The organism is Aeromicrobium fastidiosum (assembly GCF_017876595.1).
In the GTDB taxonomy this organism is placed as follows: domain Bacteria; phylum Actinomycetota; class Actinomycetes; order Propionibacteriales; family Nocardioidaceae; genus Aeromicrobium; species Aeromicrobium fastidiosum.
Window position 1 is genome coordinate 2,718,715 of record NZ_JAGIOG010000001.1, and the last position, 17,059, is coordinate 2,735,773.

At 70.8% G+C, this 17,059-nt stretch carries 17 protein-coding genes; 11 read left to right on the forward strand and 6 right to left on the reverse strand.

Annotated elements, in window-relative coordinates; genetic code table 11:
• Positions 1 to 4 precede the first annotated feature (4 nt).
• Complete coding sequence (locus tag JOF40_RS13465) at positions 5 to 1,405, reverse strand: aspartate aminotransferase family protein (RefSeq protein ID WP_129184666.1); 1,401 nt, start codon at positions 1,403 to 1,405, stop codon at positions 5 to 7.
• Between the two features lie 159 nt (positions 1,406 to 1,564).
• Between JOF40_RS13465 and JOF40_RS13470 the strand changes: the two genes are divergently transcribed.
• Positions 1,565 to 2,890 carry a flavin monoamine oxidase family protein gene (locus JOF40_RS13470; RefSeq protein ID WP_281286524.1) on the forward strand — a complete coding sequence of 442 codons (1,326 nt, stop codon included), beginning with the start codon at positions 1,565 to 1,567 and terminating at the stop codon, positions 2,888 to 2,890.
• Positions 2,891 to 2,900: 10 nt separating this feature from the next.
• On the opposite strand, the gene JOF40_RS13475 is transcribed toward JOF40_RS13470, so the two are convergent.
• The 3 genes from JOF40_RS13475 to JOF40_RS13485 form a co-directional block, all read right to left on the reverse strand.
• On the reverse strand, positions 2,901 to 3,887 hold the full coding sequence (locus JOF40_RS13475; RefSeq protein WP_129184662.1) for an SDR family NAD(P)-dependent oxidoreductase: 987 nt from the start codon (positions 3,885 to 3,887) through the stop codon (positions 2,901 to 2,903).
• 115 nt (positions 3,888 to 4,002) lie between these two features.
• The gene (locus JOF40_RS13480) at positions 4,003 to 4,656 is read right to left on the reverse strand and encodes a response regulator transcription factor (protein WP_129184660.1); all 654 of its coding nucleotides are present in this window, start codon (positions 4,654 to 4,656) and stop codon (positions 4,003 to 4,005) included.
• Positions 4,653 to 5,810, reverse strand: a complete 1,158-nt coding sequence (locus JOF40_RS13485) for a sensor histidine kinase (RefSeq protein ID WP_129184658.1) — start codon at positions 5,808 to 5,810, stop codon at positions 4,653 to 4,655. The genes JOF40_RS13480 and JOF40_RS13485 overlap by 4 nt, the downstream gene beginning before the upstream one ends.
• Before the next feature lie 128 nt (positions 5,811 to 5,938).
• On the opposite strand from JOF40_RS13485, the gene JOF40_RS13490 reads away from it, so the two are divergent.
• From JOF40_RS13490 to JOF40_RS13525, 8 genes are all read left to right on the forward strand, one after another.
• Entirely contained in the window at positions 5,939 to 6,850 is a 912-nt protein-coding gene (locus tag JOF40_RS13490) for an ABC transporter ATP-binding protein (protein WP_129184656.1), read from the forward strand.
• Complete coding sequence (locus tag JOF40_RS13495) at positions 6,847 to 7,635, forward strand: ABC-2 transporter permease (protein ID WP_129184654.1); 789 nt, start codon at positions 6,847 to 6,849, stop codon at positions 7,633 to 7,635. Before JOF40_RS13490 ends, JOF40_RS13495 begins: the two co-directional genes overlap by 4 nt.
• A 137-nt stretch (positions 7,636 to 7,772) precedes the next feature.
• Positions 7,773 to 8,978 (forward strand): 1-deoxy-D-xylulose-5-phosphate reductoisomerase, encoded by a 1,206-nt coding sequence (gene dxr / locus JOF40_RS13500; RefSeq protein ID WP_129184652.1) that lies wholly within the window; start codon positions 7,773 to 7,775, stop codon positions 8,976 to 8,978.
• Positions 8,975 to 10,273, forward strand: coding sequence for a M50 family metallopeptidase (locus tag JOF40_RS13505; protein WP_129184650.1), 1,299 nt, complete (start codon positions 8,975 to 8,977; stop codon positions 10,271 to 10,273). The genes dxr and JOF40_RS13505 overlap by 4 nt, the downstream gene beginning before the upstream one ends.
• Positions 10,270 to 11,415: a flavodoxin-dependent (E)-4-hydroxy-3-methylbut-2-enyl-diphosphate synthase gene (ispG, locus tag JOF40_RS13510; protein WP_129184648.1), complete on the forward strand. Its 1,146-nt coding sequence runs from the start codon at positions 10,270 to 10,272 to the stop codon at positions 11,413 to 11,415. The genes JOF40_RS13505 and ispG overlap by 4 nt, the downstream gene beginning before the upstream one ends.
• 65 nt (positions 11,416 to 11,480) lie before the next feature.
• Positions 11,481 to 12,323, forward strand: coding sequence for a GNAT family N-acetyltransferase (locus JOF40_RS13515; RefSeq protein ID WP_129184646.1), 843 nt, complete (start codon positions 11,481 to 11,483; stop codon positions 12,321 to 12,323).
• Positions 12,324 to 12,375: 52 nt separating this feature from the next.
• Positions 12,376 to 12,738: a DoxX family protein gene (locus tag JOF40_RS13520; RefSeq protein WP_129184644.1), complete on the forward strand. Its 363-nt coding sequence runs from the start codon at positions 12,376 to 12,378 to the stop codon at positions 12,736 to 12,738.
• A gap of 48 nt (positions 12,739 to 12,786) precedes the next feature.
• Entirely contained in the window at positions 12,787 to 14,532 is a 1,746-nt protein-coding gene (locus tag JOF40_RS13525) for a proline--tRNA ligase (RefSeq protein ID WP_129184642.1), read from the forward strand.
• Between the two features lie 12 nt (positions 14,533 to 14,544).
• Here the strand turns inward: JOF40_RS13525 and JOF40_RS13530 are convergent, their stop codons facing one another.
• Together JOF40_RS13530 and JOF40_RS13535 are read right to left on the reverse strand one after the other, a co-directional pair.
• Positions 14,545 to 14,949 (reverse strand): DUF4439 domain-containing protein, encoded by a 405-nt coding sequence (locus JOF40_RS13530; RefSeq protein ID WP_129184641.1) that lies wholly within the window; start codon positions 14,947 to 14,949, stop codon positions 14,545 to 14,547.
• Positions 14,946 to 15,428, reverse strand: coding sequence for a hypothetical protein (locus tag JOF40_RS13535; protein ID WP_129184639.1), 483 nt, complete (start codon positions 15,426 to 15,428; stop codon positions 14,946 to 14,948). Before JOF40_RS13535 ends, JOF40_RS13530 begins: the two co-directional genes overlap by 4 nt.
• Before the next feature lie 138 nt (positions 15,429 to 15,566).
• Here JOF40_RS13535 and rimP point away from each other — a divergent pair, with 138 nt between their 5' ends.
• Both rimP and nusA read left to right on the forward strand, forming a co-directional pair.
• A complete protein-coding gene (rimP, locus tag JOF40_RS13540; RefSeq protein WP_129184637.1) occupies positions 15,567 to 16,022 on the forward strand; it encodes a ribosome maturation factor RimP in 456 nt (151 codons plus the stop codon).
• Positions 16,022 to 17,059, forward strand: a complete 1,038-nt coding sequence (gene nusA, locus JOF40_RS13545; protein WP_129184635.1) for a transcription termination factor NusA — start codon at positions 16,022 to 16,024, stop codon at positions 17,057 to 17,059. The genes rimP and nusA overlap by 1 nt, the downstream gene beginning before the upstream one ends.

Sequence of the window (17,059 nt, forward strand, 5' to 3'; positions counted from 1 at the left end):
ATGGTCAGATCAGGCCCTGCGCCTCGGTCAGCACCGAGCGCAGGATCTGCTCGATCTCGTCGAAGTGCGACTGGTCGGCGATCAGCGGGGGAGCGAGCTGGATGACCGGGTCGCCGCGGTCGTCGGCGCGGCAGTACAGGCCGTTGTCGAACAGTGCCTTCGACAAGAACCCGCGCAGCAGCTTCTCGGACTCGACGTCGTCGAACGTCTCCTTGGTGGCCTTGTCCTTGACCAGCTCGATGCCGTAGAAGTAGCCGTCGCCGCGGACGTCGCCGACCAGGTCGAGGTCGAGCAGCTTCTCGAGCGTCGAGCGGAACGCGCCCTCGTTGCGCAGCACGTGCCCGTTGAGGTCCTCGCGCTCGAAGATGTCGAGGTTGGCCATCGCGACGGCGGCCGACACGGGGTGGCCGCCGAAGGTGTAGCCGTGGGCGAACGATGCGTTGCCCTTCAAGAACGGCTCCATCAGGCGGTCGGACGCGATCATGGCTCCGAGGGGGGAGTAGCCGGAGGTCAGTCCCTTGGCGCACGTGATCATGTCGGGCTGGTAGCCGAACTTGGTCGCGCCGAACATCTCGCCGAGGCGTCCGAACGCGCAGATGACCTCGTCGGAGACGAGCAGGACGTCGTGCTCGTCGCAGATCTCGCGGACCCGCTCGAAGTAGCCCGGCGGGGGCGGGAAGCATCCGCCGGAGTTCTGCACCGGCTCGAGGAACACCGCGGCGACGGTGTCGGCACCCTCGGCGAGGATCGCGTCCTCGATGCGGTTGGCGGCCCAGCGGCCGAAGGCCTGCTGCTGCTCCTTCTCGTCGGTGAACCCGCCGAGGGACTCCTCGGGTGCCCGGTAGAAGTTGGTGTTGGGCACGTGGGTCGTCGACGGCACGAGCGGCTCGAACATCGATTTCATCGCCGGGATGCCCGTGATCGACAGCGCCCCGTGCGGCGTGCCGTGGTACGCCACCTGGCGGCTGATGACCTTGGTCTTGGCCGGCTTGCCGGTCAGCTTGAAGTACTGCTTGGCCAGCTTCCACGCGGTCTCGACAGCCTCGCCGCCGCCCGTCGTGAAGAAGACACGGTTGAGGTCGCCCGGCGCGTGCGACGCGATGCGCTCGGCCAGCCGGATCGCGTGCGGGTGCGCGAACGTCCACAACGGGAAGAACGCGAGCTCCTTGGCCTGCTTGGCGGCAGCCTCGGCCAGCTCTTCGCGACCGTGACCGGCCTGGACGACGAACAGGCCGGCCAGCCCGTCGAGGTACTTGCGTCCCTGCGCGTCCCAGATGTGCATGCCGTCGCCCTTGACGATGATCGGGATGTCGTGGGTGTCGTCATAGCTCCCGTGACGGGAGAAGTGCATCCACAGGTGCCGCTTGCCGGCCTCCTGCAACTGGTCGAAATCGTCGAGGCTCATGAGCCCAGTATCGCCGCGATCATGGAGCAGGACAAGGGAATTCGTCGTGCAATACGCTGGCAACCTCGGAATCCGTGGTGCAGCGATCGACGCCGCGCGGACTGGCGCGCGGTGGACGTCAACGACCGGCAGACTGAGGCGGACGAGCAGGAGGCGCAGGTGGATCGGTACGACGTGATCGTGGTGGGTGCTGGGGTGGCCGGCCTGACGGCTGCCCGTCTGCTGGCGCGGGCCGGTCGGCGGGTCGTGGTGGTCGAGGCGCGCGACCGCATCGGCGGCCGGGTGTGCACCGACCGGTCGGACGGGCTCGTCACCGATCTGGGTGCCTCGTGGATCCACGGCATCGCCGACAGCCCCGTGGCCGCCGCGGCCCGGGCGTTCGGGATGTCGATGACCGAGTTCACCGTCGGCGGGTTCCAGCCCGACAGCCGGCCCATCGCCTACTACGGTCCCGACGGGCGGCGGCTGTCCGATGGCGAGACGCAGCAGTTCGTCGACGACGTCCACCGGGTCGACGCCCGGCTGCCCGAGGTCGTCGACGCATCGGCCGCTGACGCCTCGTACCTCGACGTGACCGAGACGGTCGTCGCCGCGCAGGGCTGGGACGTCGAGCGTGCCGAGCGCGTGCGCGAGTACCTCCGGCACCGGGCGGAGGAGCAGTACGGCGCATGGATCGGGGACCTCGCGGCCCACGGTCTCGACGACGACCAGATCGACGGCGACGAGGTCGTCTTCGCGGACGGGTACGACCGCCTCCCCGAGCACCTGGCGGCCGGTCTCGACGTCCGGCTCGAGCACGTCGTGTCGCACGTCCGATGGGGTGACGGCGTCACCGTGACGACCGACCGCGGCACGATGACGGCCGACGCTGCCGTCGTGACGGTCCCGATCGGGGTGCTCCGCAGCGGCGACCTGGTCATCGAGCCAGCCCTGCCCGAGCCCGTGGCAGGCGCGGTGGGACGCCTCGCGATGAACGCCTTCGAGAAGGTGTTCCTCCGCTTTCCCGCCATGTTCTGGGACGACGACGTGTACGCCGTCAGGCAGCAGGGACCGGAGGGTGCGTGGTGGCACTCCTGGTACGACCTCACCCCGGCCGGCGGGCCCCCGACCCTACTGACGTTCGCTGCCGGCCCGGCCGCCCGGGCGATCCGAGGCTGGGACGACGCGCAGGTCGTCGAGTCAGTGCTGGCCCAGCTGCGACGCCTCTACGGCGACCACGTCGGCGTGCCGACCGACGTCCACGTCACCCGCTGGCAGGACGATCCGTACGCACGCGGGTCGTACGCGTACATGACCGTCGGCTCGACGACGTCCGACCACGACGACCTTGCGACCCCTGTCGGCGGCGTGCTGCACCTGGCGGGCGAGGCGACGTGGACCGACGATCCCGCCACGGTCACCGCGGCGCTGAGCTCGGGTCACCGGGCGGCGGTCGCGGTGCTGGGGCGCGACGTGCCGATCGAGGACGTCTGGGGCGACGCCTGAGTCGAGCTGCTCAGGCAGGCGCGTGGTCGATGCCGGCCGCGTCCAGCACGTACCCCCACACGCTGCGCCGGGCGTCGGCGTCGTCGCTCGTGCGGGGCAGGTAGTACGTCGAGCGTGCGCGCCGGTCGCTCCAGAACTGGCCGCTGGTGCGCGTCGCCAGCCCCGAGGCGGTGAGCCAGACGATCGTGTCGGCACCGTCCTCGGCCGTGCGCAGGATCGGCGCGAGCACCTTGGCGAACCTCGGCATCGACTCCGTGACGCCAGGAGTGGCGGCCCAGCCCGGATGCATGCTGTGCACGACGATCCCGTCGGCGGCATAGCGCCTGGCCAGCAGCTCGGTCATGGTCACCTGGATGCGCTTGGTGCGCGCGTAGGCGCGGATGCCCTCGTACGTCCCCCGCTCGTACTCGATGTCGTCGCCGATCGACGCGTCGAGCGGCGCGGAGTACATGCCGCCGGACGACACGATCACGACCCGGGGCGAATCGGCGGCCGTGAGGCTCTCGCGCAGCAGCTCGGTCAGCAGCACCGGCCCGATGACGTGCGTCGCGAGGGCCAGCTCGTGACCCTGCGCGGTCTCGGTGCGCTCGGGCGGCATGACGCCGGCGTCGTGGACGATCGCGTGCAATGCGGGGACGTCCTTGGCGAGCTTCGCGGCGTACGCGCGGACGGAGTCGAGGTCGCTGATGTCGCTGACCTCCTCGAGCAGCTGGGCGTCCGGGACGTCGCGGCGGATGAGCTCGGCCGACTCCTGCAGGCGGTCGGCGTTGCGGCCGACCAGGTGGACGATGCCGCCGAGGCGGGCGATGCCGGTGGCGGCGGCCCGGCCGAGTCCGCTGCTGCCACCCGTGACGACGACGTGCCGCCCGACGAGCGCCTGCGGGTCGGGGTCGGCCGCCCACCAGCGGCGACGCAGCGCCGGCCCGATCGACGAGTATCCGGGGACGAGGGTCTTGTCGAGGATCGTGTCGACGACGGAGGTCAGGTGAGAGGCCATGCCACCCACGGTAGGGGCCTGCCCCTGACCCCGCTCGTCCCGCGATCTGTGACGTTCACGGCACCAAGACCCCTCAGTGACGCCGTGGGCGTCACACAGCGCGGAGCCGGGCCAGCTACAAGAGGCCCGCCTCGTGCATCGCGATCGCGACCTGCACGCGGTTGGTCGCGTCGAGCTTGGTGAACAGGTGCGAGATGTGCGCCTTCACGGTGGCCACGCTCATGTGCAGGGCGACGGCGATCTCGGCATTGGACGATCCACGGCCGACCGCGATCGCGACCTCCCGCTCGCGGTCGGTCAGGCACGCCACGCGTTCGACGGCCCGGACCGTCAGCGTGTCGGGGACGGCGTCGGTGACCTGGCGGATGAGCTGCTCGGTGATCGCCGGCGACAGCATCGGCTCGCCGGCGACGACGCGGGTGATCGCGTCGACGATGTCGGCCGGCGGCGTGTCCTTGAGCAGGAAGCCGTTGGCCCCGGCCGCGAGCGCTCGGACGACGTACTCGTCGGCATCGAACGTCGTCAGCACGATGACCTTGGGCGGTGACGGCGTCGCCCGGATGGCCGCGGTCGCCGCGATGCCGTCCATGACGGGCATGCGGATGTCCATCAGCACGAGGTCGACGCCGCCGTCACGCACGCGCCGGACCGCCTCCTGACCGTTGGCGGCCTCGCCGACGACCTCGATGTCGGCGGACCCGCCGAGGATCAGGGCCAGCCCCGCGCGCACCAGTGCGTCGTCGTCGGTCAGCAGCACCCGGATCGTCATGCCGGCCACGGTAGCCACGCCTCGAGGACGAACTCGGCGGCGGGGGAGATGCGATGGGTCAGTCGCCCTCCGGCCAGCTCTGTCCGCTCGGCCAGCCCCGCGAGCCCCAGGCCCGAGCGTGGCGGTGCCGCCCGCAGCTCGCCGACCCGCAGCGGGTTGCGCACCTCGACCGTCACGCCGGTGTCGGGACCGCCCGTCACGACGACCGACACGAGCGTGTCGGCGGCGTGCTTGCGGGCATTGGTCAGCGCCTCCTGGACGACGCGGAACACCGTGCGCCCGAGACTGTCGGGGACGTCGCCGAGCGCGATGCTGCCGCCCAGCTCGACCCGCATGCCCGACCGGCGCGCCTCCGTGACCAGGTCGACGACATCGGCCGCCGAGGGCTGGGGCCGCTCGGGGGCGGAGTCGCCGGGCCCGTCGCGCAGGATGCCGAGCACCTCGCGCAGCTCGATCATCGCCTGGTGCGAGTTGTCCTGGATGATGCCTGCCGTCGCGCGGACCTCCTCGCGGCTGAGGTCGTCGCGGTACGCGAGCGCGCCGGCGTGCATCGTGACGAGCGAGATGCGGTGCGCCAGGACGTCGTGCATCTCGCGGGCGATGCGGGACCGCTCGGCCGTTCGGGCGCCTGCCACGCGGGACGCCTGGTCGTCCTCAGCGGCCCGCGCCCTCTCCCGCAGCGTGGCGATGAGCTCGCGGTGCGACCCGATGAACATTCCCCAGCCCACCGTGAGGGCGAGCACCAGCAGGGTCAGCGGGATGACCACGGCGTACGTCTGCTCCGTGGCACGGTCTGTGGCCTCGAGGACCAGACCCGCCGCGAGGGCCAGCGTGGTGACAGGGAGGATCTCGCGCAGCCGCCGGCGGGTCGACAACGACACCAGGGCCAAGGACGCTGGCCCGCCGACCGACCACGACCCGAAGGCGAGGACGTTGGTCGCCACCGCGACGGCGACAGGATGGCGACGCCGCCACGGCAGGACGCCCAGTCCGACCAGTCCCAGCGCCAGGTCGGTCCAGAACCACCAGCGGGCGTGGTCCCACTGCCACTGTGCGGCCTCGAACCACGTGACGGCACTGATCGCGATGACCAGCGCGTAGCGCCACAGCTGGTTCCACCACCGCAGCTGCGGCTGGTACGTCACGGGGTTCACCGTCCAAGGCTAGGGCCGCGCCGATCGCTGCGGGACGGGCGAAGGTCTGCGACGGCTCATACTTTCGGCTATCGCGACATGGACGCCGGGTGGATGACTCGGCGGCCCGGGTGCACCACAGTGGAGTCATGATCACAGTTGACCGTCTGACCAAGACCTACGGTGCCTACCGCGCCGTCGACGACGTGTCGTTCACGTGCCGCCCGGGAGCCGTCACAGGCTTCCTCGGCCCGAACGGCGCCGGCAAGTCCACGACCATGCGCATCATCGCGGGTCTCACGCCCCCGACGTCCGGATCCGCCCACGTGAGCGGCGTCAACTACCTCGACATCCCCAACCCGGGCACGCAGATCGGTGTGCTGCTCGACGCATCGGCGCAGCACGCCGGCCGCACGGGCCGGGAGATCCTCACGTTGAGCGCCCTGACGATGGGGCTGCCGATGTCGCGCGTCGACGAGATGCTGGCGCTCGTGAGCCTCACCCCGGACGAGTCCAAGCGCCGGGTCAAGAACTACTCGCTCGGCATGCGCCAGCGCCTCGGCATCGCCAACGCGCTGATGGGCGATCCCAAGATCCTGATGCTCGACGAGCCCGCCAACGGACTCGACCCGGCCGGCATCCACTGGATGCGCAGCCTGCTGCGCGACTACGCCAACCGCGGCGGCACGGTGCTGCTGTCGTCGCACCTGCTCCACGAGATCGAGGTCATCGCCGACGAGATCATCGTGATCGGCCAGGGCAAGATCGTCGCCGAGGGCACCAAGGCCGAGCTGCTCCAGACCGCCGGGACGTTCGTCAAGGCCGGCGACCCGTCGGCCCTGGCCAATGCGCTGACCGCCGCCGGCATCACGGCAGGCCCGTCGGGCGACGGCGGACTGCGCACCGAGACCGACCCGGCCACGGTCGGCAAGGCCGCCGCGGCGGCAGGCGTCGCACTCGTCGAGCTGCGTCCCGCCGACGGTGCCGGCCTCGAGGAGATGTTCCTCCAGCTGACGTCGACCACCCAGCGCGAAGCCACCCCCGAAGGAGCGAAGGCATGAGCACCGCCGCACCCATCACGATCGACACGACCCGTCCCGGTGTGCCGCTGAGTCGCCTGATCAAGGTCGAGCTCCGCAAGATGTTCAACACCCGCTCGGGCTTCTGGCTCATGATGAGCATCGCGATCGTCGCCCTGCTCGCCACGATCGGCTGCATCCTGTTCGTGCCGAACGACCAGCTCGAGTACTCGGTGTTCGGCGCTGCCATCGGGTTCCCGATGGCGCTGCTCCTGCCCGTCATCGCGATCCTGGCAGTCACGGGGGAGTGGAGCCAGCGCACGGGGCTGATCACCTTCACGCTCGTGCCGCACCGCGCCAGCGTCATCGCCGCCAAGGCGGTCGCATCGGTCATCGTCGGCGTCGTCGGCATGTCGGTCGCGCTGCTGATCGGCGTCGTCGGCAACCTGGCAGCGGCGGCCATCAACGGCGTCGACGCGGTCTGGGACTTCGGGGTGTCGGACGTCGTGGGACTCCTCGTCGCCAACGTGCTGGGCCTGCTGGTCGGATTCATGCTCGGTGTCCTGATCCGCAACACGCCCGGTGCCATCGTCGGGTACGTCGTCTACTCGTTCCTGCTGCCGGTCATCTTCCAGCTGCTCGCGGGCCTCCAGGACTGGTTCAGGGACCTGCGCCCGTGGATCGACTTCAACTTCGCCCAGGGTCCGCTGGTCGACGGGGGCCCCGAGGGTGAGCAGTGGGCACACCTCGCCACGTCGGGCCTGATCTGGCTGGTCATCCCGTTGAGCCTCGGCGTCTGGGCGGTGCTCCGCTCCGAGGTCAAGTAGACCTCCGGGTCGCGCGGCCGGCGACAGGACATCCTCAGCCGCACGATCCGGATCATGACAGTGGCGACGCGCACACCAGCGCGTCGCCACTGTCGTTCGCCGACGTGACCGTCGGCCCCGGGTGCCACAATGGCCGGATGCGCACGCGTGTGGCCGTCCTCGGCTCGACCGGATCCATCGGCACCCAGGCGCTCGAGGTCGTCGCCGCCAACCCCGACCGTTTCGAGATCGTCGCGCTGGCCGCCGGCGGGGCCAACCCACGGTTGCTCGCCGAGCAGGCCATCGCGTTCGGCGTGCCGCTCGTGGGCGTCGCCCGGGCGAGTGCGGCCGAGGACGTCCAGCTGGCTCTCTACGCCGAGGCGCAGCGACGGGGCTACGCCCACGGCGACCACCGGGTGCCGCGGCTGCTCGCCGGGCCCGACGCAGCCACCGAGATCGCCCGTACGCCCTGTGACGTCGTCCTCAACGGCATGACCGGGGCCGTCGGCCTGCTGCCCACGCTCGCCGCGCTCGAGACCGGCACGACGCTCGCGCTGGCCAACAAGGAGTCGCTCATCATCGGCGGCTCGCTGGTCATCGACGCGGCCAGGCCCGGGCAGCTCGTGCCGGTCGACTCCGAGCACTCCGCCCTCGCCCAGGCCATGCGGGGCGAGAGGCCCGAGGACGTGCGCCGGCTCGTCGTCACCGCCAGCGGCGGCCCGTTCCGCGGACGCACCCGCGCCGAGCTCGCCGACGTCACGCCCGAGCAGGCCATGGCGCACCCCACGTGGGACATGGGTCCGGTCATCACGATCAACTCCGCCACGCTGGTCAACAAGGGGCTCGAGGTCATCGAGGCGCACCTGCTGTTCGGCATCGGCTTCGACCGCATCGAGGTCGTCGTCCACCCGCCGTCGATCGTCCACTCCATGGTCGAGTTCGTCGACGGGGCGACGATGCTGCAGGCCTCGCCGCCCGACATGAAGCTGCCGATCGCCCTGGGCCTGTCGTGGCCGGGCCGCGTTCCCGACGCCGCGGCGGGCTGCGACTGGAGCAGCCCCGCCACGTGGGAGTTCTTCCCGCTCGACGAGGAGGCGTTCCCGGCCGTCGGCCTGGCGCGCACGGCGGGGACGTTCGGGCGCACGGGCCCGGCGGTCTTCAACGCCGCCAACGAGGTGTGCGTCGAGGCATTCGTCGACGGACGGTTGGACTTCCTCGGCATAGTGGACACGGTGGGCGCAGTCCTCGACGAGCATGTCTCCGACCCGGATGCCGCCCGCCAGGAGATGACCCTCGACGGCGTGCTGGGCGCCGACACGTGGGCCCGTGCCCGGGCCGAAGAACTGGTGGGACGCCGACGATGAACGCACTGATCTACACGCTGGGCGTGGTTGTCTTCGTGATCGGCGTGGTGCTGTCCATCGCGCTGCACGAGCTGGGCCACATGTACCCGGCCAAGAAGTTCGGCATCAAGGTCACGCAGTTCTTCGTCGGCTTCGGCAACACCGTGTGGTCGACCAAGAGGGGCGAGACCGAGTACGGCTTCAAGGCCATCCCGCTCGGCGGCTACGTCAAGCTCGTCGGCATGCTGCCGCCGGCCAAGGACGCCGATCCGCACGAGGTGCGCACGACCAACACGGGCCTGTTCACGCAGCTGATCTCCGACGCGCGCAGCGCCGAGTACGAGCACGTCGACGACAAGGACCTCGACCGGCTCTTCTACCGCAAGCCGTGGTGGCAGAAGCTCATCGTCATGGCGGGCGGACCCATGGTCAACATCGTCATCGCGGTGTTCCTGTTCGCGATCGTGTTCATGGGCTTCGGGGCCATCACGCCCACCACGACCGTCCGGGCCGTGTCCGACTGCGCGATCAGCGACGCCGAGGCAGGGCGCACGTGCCAGGCGACCGATCCTGAGACGCCCGCCAGCAAGGCCGGGCTCGAGGCCGGCGACCGCATCACGGGGTTCAACGGCGAGGCGATCAGCGACTGGAAGGAGCTGTCCGAGGTCATCCGCGCCAACGGCTCCCGCGAGGCCACGATCGACTTCGTCCGCGACGGGCGCGACCTGAGCGCGACCGTCGCCACCTCGGTGCTGGCCCGCGCCGACACCGACGATCCCACCAAGACCGTCGAGGTCGGCTTCCTCGGCGTCCAGCCCACCGAGGAGATGCAGCGGCAGGGCCCCGTCTACGTCGCCCAGGTCATGGGCGACTACGTCCAGGGCGCCGCCCAGGCGATCTGGCACCTGCCTGAGCGCATGGTCGACGTCACCAAGGCGGCGTTCGGTGCCGAGCGCGATCCCGAGGGACCCATCAGCGTCGTCGGCGCGAGCAGGGTCGCGGGGGAGTCGTTCACGGTCGACGACCCCACGTGGTCCGAGCGCGCCCAGCGCGTCCTGGTGCTGCTGGCGGGCCTCAACCTGTTCCTCGCGATGTTCAACTTCATCCCGTTGCTGCCCCTCGACGGCGGCCACATCGCCGGTGCCCTGTGGGAGGCCGTCCGACGCGGGTTCGCGAAGCTGCGAGGGGCGCCCGATCCGGGCCACGTCGACGTCGCCAAGATGCTGCCCGTGGCGTACGCCATGGGGGCGCTCCTTATGCTGATGAGCGTGATCTTGATCTACGCCGACATCGTCAACCCGGTATCCCTCTCATGACCGACCTCGGCCTGCCGGCCATGCCGCCGCCGGTCCTCACGCCGCGCCGCAAGACCCGCAAGATCAAGGTCGGCACCGTCGACGTCGGCGGCGACGCGCCCGTCTCGGTGCAGTCGATGACGACGACGCTGACGTCCGACGTCAACACGACGCTGCAGCAGATCGCCGAGCTCACCGCCGCGGGCTGCGACATCGTCCGGGTCGCGTGCCCCAGCCAGGACGACGCCGATGCGCTGAAGGAGATCGCGACGCACTCCAACATCCCGGTCATCGCCGACATCCACTTCCAGCCCAAGTACGTGTTCGCCGCGATCGACGCGGGCTGTGCGGCGGTGCGCGTCAACCCGGGCAACATCCGCAAGTTCGACGACCAGGTGGGTGCCATCGCCCGCGCGGCCAAGGACGCCGGTGTCTCGATCCGCATCGGCGTCAACGCCGGCTCGCTCGACAAGCGCATCTTCGACAAGTACGGCTCGGCGACGCCCGAGGCGCTCGTCGAGTCGGCCGTGTGGGAGGCGTCCCTGTTCGAGGAGCACGACTTCCACGACTTCAAGATCTCGGTCAAGCACAACGATCCCGTCGTGATGGTCAAGGCCTACGAGCTGCTGTCCGAGGCCGGCGACTGGCCGCTGCACCTCGGCGTCACCGAGGCCGGGCCCGCGTTCCAGGGCACGATCAAGAGCTCGGTCGCCTTCGGCTCGCTGCTGAGCCGCGGCATCGGCGACACGATCCGCGTCTCCCTCTCGGCCCCTCCGGTCGAGGAGGTCAAGGTCGGCATCCAGATCCTGCAGTCGCTCAACCTGCGTCCGCGCAAGCTCGAGATCGTGTCGTGCCCCTCGTGCGGCCGCGCCCAGGTCGATGTCTACACGCTGGCCGAGCAGGTCACGGCCGGCCTCGAGGGCCTCGAGGTCCCGCTCCGCGTCGCCGTCATGGGCTGCGTCGTCAACGGCCCGGGCGAGGCGCGCGAGGCCGATCTCGGCGTCGCGTCAGGCAACGGCAAGGGGCAGATCTTCGTCAAGGGCGAGGTCATCAAGACCGTGCCGGAGTCCAAGATCGTCGAGACCCTCATCGAGGAGGCCATGCGCCTCGCCGAGGACATGGAGCCCGTCGAGGGCGGCTCGGCCGCCGTCACCGTCAGCTGATCCCGACCTTCGGCACGACCGCCCCCTGCCGGACGTAGGCTGGGGGCACCCGATCGGGAGGAACAGTGCTGAAGACCACGTCGCAGGTTCGCGCGCTCACGCCCGATGACCTGCCCGAGCTGCATCTTCTGCTCGACCGCGACCCGCTGGTCAACCTGTTCGTCCGCAACCGGGTCGACTCCACGCGGCTGCAGGCCCGCTGGCTGGGCGGCCAGGTGTGGGGCTACTTCGAGGACGGCGTGCTGGTCTCGGCGTGCCACGCCGGCACCAACCTCGTGCCGGTGCAGGCGACCCGCAAGGCGCTGCGGGCGTTCGCCGAGCGCGTGCTGGGCGACAACGTCCGCCCGTCGTCGATCGTCGGTCCCCGCGACGCCGTCCTGCCGCTGTGGGAGCTGCTCGAGCCGCGGTGGGGTCCCGCTCGCTCGCCGCGCCTCGCGCAGCCGTTCATGGTGCTCGACCGCGACAGCCGCCTGACCCCCGACCCGCGCGTGCGGCCCGTGCTGATCGACGAGTTCGACACGATCTACCCGGCGTGCGTCGCGATGTTCACCGAGGAGGTCGGCGTCGACCCGGAGGCCGGCAGCCGCAGCGGCTATCGCGCTCGCGTCGCGCAGCTCATCTCGCAGGGCTGGGCGTTCGCGATCATCGAGGACGGCCAGGTGCTGTTCAAGACCGAGGTCGGTGCCGCGACGCCGCAGGCCTGCCAGCTGCAGGGCGTCTACGTGCATCCCGACCTGCGGGGTCGCGGCATCGCGGGTCCGGCTCTGTCGGCGGTCGTGCGCCTGGTGCGTCAGACCGTGGCACCCGTCGTGACGCTGTACGTCAACGACCACAACACGCCCGCTCGCCGCGCGTACGAGCGCGTCGGCTTCGAGCACACCGAGACCTTCGCGTCGATCCTGCTGTGAGGCGGCGTGGCGACCTGCCCGATGCCACGGTGCGGGCGGCTAGGGTGCCTGCATGAGTCGCGACATCACCGTCATGGGCGGGGCCTTCATCGGCATCGGCATCCTGCACTTCGTCCGTCCCGAGCCGTTCGAGAAGATCGTGCCGAAGGCGCTGCCCCGCAAGAAGGACCTCGTGCTGGCCTCGGGCGTCGTCGAGATCGCGGCGGGCGCCATGATGCTGCACCCCCGCACGCGGCGGCTCGGCGGTCTGGGCGCCGTCGCGCTGCTGGCGGGAGTCTTCCCGGCCAACCTCCAGATGACGGCCGATGCGCTGCGCAGCTCGCGCGCGCCCCGCTGGTACAAGGCCGGCACCATCGCACGTCTGCCCCTGCAGGCACCCATGATCCGCATCGCGCTGAAGGCCGCCCGCAGCTGACCGCCCACGGGGCGAGAGCCGTGCGCGACGACCGATAGGCTCGTCGCCATGCGCATGTCGAAGCTCTTCCTCCGCACGCTCCGCGACGATCCCGCCGACGCCGAGGTGCCGAGCCACAAGCTCCTGGTGCGCGCCGGCTACATCCGCCGGGTCGCCCCCGGCATCTACTCCTGGCTGCCGCTGGGGCTCAAGGTGCTCGGGAAGGTCGAGAAGATCATCCGCGAGGAGATGGCCGAGATCGGGTCGCAGGAGGTCCGGTTCCCGGCGCTGCTGCCCCGGGAGCCCTACGAGGCGTCCAACCGCTGGACCGAGTACGGCCCCAACCTCTTCCGCCTGAAGGACCGTCGCGGCAACGACATGCTGCTCGGTCCGACGCACGAGGAGATGTTCGCGCTGCTCGTCAAGGATCTCTACTCGTCCTACAAGGACCTGCCGCTGAGCCTGTTCCAGATCCAGACCAAGTACCGCGACGAGGCGCGCCCGCGAGCCGGCATCCTGCGCGGTCGCGAGTTCATCATGAAGGACTCGTACTCTTTCGACGTCGACGACGCCGGGCTGGAGCGCTCGTACCAGGCCCACCGCGAGGCCTACGTCCGCATTTTCGACCGCCTCGGCTTCGAGTACGTCATCGTGCACGCCGACTCCGGCGCGATGGGTGGCTCTGCGAGCGAGGAGTTCCTGGCAGTCTCCGACACCGGAGAGGACACCTTCGTCCGCTCGCCCGGCGGCTACGCGGCCAACGTCGAGGCCGTCACGACGATCGCCCCCGCGCCGGTCCCGTTCGACGGTCTGCCCGCGGCGCACGCCGAGCAGACGCCCGACACCCCGACCATCGCGACCCTCGTGGCGCACCTCGACGAGGCGTTCCCTCGGGACGACCGTCCGTGGCACGCGTCCGACACGCTCAAGAACGTGCTCGTGATGCTGCGTCACCCCGACGGCACCCGCGAGCCCCTCGCGATCGGCGTGCCCGGCGATCGCGAGGTCGACGCCAAGCGCCTCGAAGCCGCTGTGTCGCCGGCCGAGGTCGAGCCCTTCGGCGAGGCGGAGTTCGTCGCGAACCCCGCGCTCGTCAAGGGCTACATCGGGCCCGGCGTGCTGGGCGCCGACAACGTGTCCGGCATCCGCTACCTGACGGATCCGCGCGTCGTCGACGGCACGCGGTGGGTCACGGGCGCCAACGAGAAGGGGTCGCACGTCATCGACCTCGTCGCAGGCCGCGACTTCACCTCCGAGGGGACGATCGAGGCCGCCGAGGTGCGCGCTGGCGACCCCGCACCTGACGGCTCGGGCCCGCTCGAGCTGGCTCGAGGCATAGAGATGGGCCACATCTTCCAGCTTGGTCGCAAGTACGCCGAGGTGCTCGACCTCAAGGTGCTCGACGAGAACGGCAAGCTCGTCACCGTCACGATGGGCTCGTACGGCGTCGGCGTCTCACGCGCGGTCGCGGCTGTCGCGGAGTACGCGCACGACGACGCGGGCCTGATCTGGCCCAAGGAGCTCGCGCCCTTCGACATCCACCTCATCGTGGCCGGCAAGGACGAGGCCGTCGTCGCGGGTGCCGAGCAGGTCTACGCCGATCTCGTGGGCGAGGGCTTCGACGTGCTGTTCGACGACCGGCCCGGCAAGGTGTCGCTGGGCGTCAAGTTCAAGGACGCCGAGCTGGTGGGCGTCCCGACGATCGTCGTGGTCGGCAAGGGCTTCGCCGACGGCGTCGTCGAGGTCAAGGACCGTGCCACGGGCGAGCGCCAGGACGTCCCCCTGGCCGAGCTGATCGCGACCCTCCGCGCCTGAAGGGGCGAGAGGTCAGGGGAGACCCGGGAAGGCCTTCGGCTCCGCGCCCCACGTGAGCTCGGCAAGAGCCGAGCGACGCAGGTGGGTGATCGCGAGCGCCCTCAGATCGCCCTCGGCCTCTCCGGCCAGGGTCAGGGTCGCGGCGCTGATGCGGCTCTCGAGCGACTGCGCCGCCGCGCTCGCCTGCGCCCGTGTCGTGAGCGGGCCCGCGGCGTAGCCGAGCGCGGCCACGACCGGCTCGAGGCCCAGCGAGCGCACCGCGGCGAGCAACGCGTCGCGCGTGTCGCGGTGGGCCCGGTAGGAGGTGCCGGCGCGCTTGCGCAGTCCGTCGACGCGGGCACCGACGACGGGGTAGAGCCACACCGCCTCGTGCTCGAGCGCGAGCCAGGCCTGCACCGCCTGCTCGACGGGAGTCATCGCAGCTCCCCGATGATGCGCTGGGCCTGGGCGTGACCCGCCGACGCTGAGGCCAGCACCCGCACGAGGGCCGCCGAGCCGGCCGAGCGGGCGTCGCGGGCGCGGGCCTCGGCGGCCTCGCCGAAGGCGGTGTCGAGGGCCCGGAGGGCAGCTCGTGCATCTGCCGGGGGAGCGGTGGACGGGCTCGCGGTCGCGCCGCCCATCGCGGCGAGCTGCTCGCGGACCGTCCGGGCGACGGGCACGAGGTCGAGCGACGGGTGTGTGGCGACCGTGGCCTCGACGGCAGCCAGCAGACCTGCGGTGGACGTCGCCGCGCGGCGCAGGACACGGGTGTCGTCGGGGTCGGGCAGCGGCTTGGGATCGAGCCCGACGGCGTCGGCGACGTCGTCGAGGCGGCCCGTGCGCTCGCCCGCCACGAGGAGTCCGGCACCCACGGCGACGGCCGTGCCGGTGCCGATCAGCACACGGCGAGTCATCATCCCGGCAGGCTATCCGACGTCCACCCACCGGCCACGACGTCGTGGCGGTCGGGGCACCCTCCAGCACCCGATAGGGTGGACCGAGGCACCACGGCGGGCGACACATCCCCGCCGACAACCGAAGACGGAGGACGCACCATGACCGACAGTCTGGAGACCCTCGTCGAGAGCACCGTGACGTCGCTGGGGCTCGATCTGGAGGCCCTCGACCTCACGCCCGCGGGCAACAAGCGGGTCCTGCGCATCGCGGTCGACCGCGACGGCGGGGTCGGCATCGACCACATCACCGACGCGACCCGCGCGCTGTCCGAGGTGCTCGACTCCTCCGACGTCATGGGCGAGCAGCCCTACACGCTCGAGGTCACCTCGCGCGGCGTCGATCGTCCGCTGACCGAGCCGCGGCACTGGCGGCGCAACGAGGGACGCCTCGTGCGCCTGCGGCTCGACGGGGACGACTCGTCCGTCGACGGGCGCATCGGTGCCAGCGACGACAACGGCGTCGAGATCCTCGGCCGCGCCGGAGAGACCCGCTACGCCTACACCGACATCACCTCAGCCCTCGTGCAGGTCGAGCTCAACCGTAAGGACACCTGATGGACATCGACATGGCGGCGCTGCGCGCCCTGGAGCGCGAGAAGGAGATCCCCTTCGAGGCGATCTGCGAGGCCATCGAGACGGCGCTGCTCTCGGCGTACCAGAAGACCGGCATCGCCAAGCAGCACGCGCGCGTCGAGCTCGACCGCGCGTCGGGCCACGTGACGGTGTGGGCCAAGGAGCGCATCGAGGCACCGCCGGCACCCGAGCCCGTCGAGGGCGAGGAGCCCGCGCCGCGCCCGCCCGCGACGTTCACGCCCGAGTTCGACGACACCCCCGACGACTTCGGCCGGTTCGCCGCGACGATCGCTCGCCAGCTCATCATGCAGAAGATCCGCGACGCCGAGGACGAGTCGAAGTACGGCGAGTTCTCGGGCAAGGTCGGCGACATCGTCTCGGGCGTCATCCAGCAGGCCCGCAACCCTCAGGACGTCATGCTCGACCTCGGCCGGGTCGAGGCGATCCTGACCGGCACCGAGCGCGTGCCCGAGGAGAAGTACGCCCACGGCGAGCGCCTGAAGGCATACGTCTACGAGGTCGAGAAGGGACTGCGGGGCCCGCGGGTCAAGGTCTCGCGCACGCACCCCAACCTGGTCAAGCTGCTGTTCGCCCTCGAGGTGCCCGAGATCGCCGACAACTCGGTCGAGATCATCGCGATCGCCCGCGAGGCCGGGCACCGCACCAAGATCGCCGTGCGCGCCAACGTGCCCGGCGTCAACGCCAAGGGCTCGTGCATCGGCCCCATGGGCCAGCGCGTGCGCAACGTGATGCACGAGCTGCATGGCGAGAAGATCGACATCGTCGACTTCAGCGACGACCCGGCCGAGTTCATCGGCCACGCGCTGTCGCCGTCGCAGGTGCGCAGCGTCACGATCGTCGACGAGTCGACCCGGTCGGCGCGCGTCGTCGTGCCCGATTTCCAGCTGTCGCTCGCGATCGGCAAGGAGGGCCAGAACGCCCGCCTCGCCGCGAAGCTGACCGGATGGCGCATCGACATCCGCTCCGACACCGAGGCACCGCGCGAGCAGGCCGACTGA

What these genes read in the sequence shown, in the direction of transcription:
- nusA (WP_129184635.1), top strand. Translation starts at nt 16,022, where the DNA reads ATGGACATCGACATGGCGGCGCTGCGCGCCCTGGAGCGCGAGAAGGAG.
- JOF40_RS13475 (WP_129184662.1), bottom strand. Translation starts at nt 3,887, where the DNA reads ATGGCCTCTCACCTGACCTCCGTCGTCGACACGATCCTCGACAAGACC.
- JOF40_RS13480 (WP_129184660.1), bottom strand. Translation starts at nt 4,656, where the DNA reads ATGACGATCCGGGTGCTGCTGACCGACGACGACGCACTGGTGCGCGCG.
- JOF40_RS13495 (WP_129184654.1), top strand. Translation starts at nt 6,847, where the DNA reads ATGAGCACCGCCGCACCCATCACGATCGACACGACCCGTCCCGGTGTG.
- JOF40_RS13520 (WP_129184644.1), top strand. Translation starts at nt 12,376, where the DNA reads ATGAGTCGCGACATCACCGTCATGGGCGGGGCCTTCATCGGCATCGGC.
- JOF40_RS13525 (WP_129184642.1), top strand. Translation starts at nt 12,787, where the DNA reads ATGCGCATGTCGAAGCTCTTCCTCCGCACGCTCCGCGACGATCCCGCC.
- JOF40_RS13465 (WP_129184666.1), bottom strand. Translation starts at nt 1,405, where the DNA reads ATGAGCCTCGACGATTTCGACCAGTTGCAGGAGGCCGGCAAGCGGCAC.
- dxr (WP_129184652.1), top strand. Translation starts at nt 7,773, where the DNA reads ATGCGCACGCGTGTGGCCGTCCTCGGCTCGACCGGATCCATCGGCACC.
- JOF40_RS13535 (WP_129184639.1), bottom strand. Translation starts at nt 15,428, where the DNA reads ATGATGACTCGCCGTGTGCTGATCGGCACCGGCACGGCCGTCGCCGTG.
- JOF40_RS13505 (WP_129184650.1), top strand. Translation starts at nt 8,975, where the DNA reads ATGAACGCACTGATCTACACGCTGGGCGTGGTTGTCTTCGTGATCGGC.
- JOF40_RS13530 (WP_129184641.1), bottom strand. Translation starts at nt 14,949, where the DNA reads ATGACTCCCGTCGAGCAGGCGGTGCAGGCCTGGCTCGCGCTCGAGCAC.
- rimP (WP_129184637.1), top strand. Translation starts at nt 15,567, where the DNA reads ATGACCGACAGTCTGGAGACCCTCGTCGAGAGCACCGTGACGTCGCTG.
- ispG (WP_129184648.1), top strand. Translation starts at nt 10,270, where the DNA reads ATGACCGACCTCGGCCTGCCGGCCATGCCGCCGCCGGTCCTCACGCCG.
- JOF40_RS13490 (WP_129184656.1), top strand. Translation starts at nt 5,939, where the DNA reads ATGATCACAGTTGACCGTCTGACCAAGACCTACGGTGCCTACCGCGCC.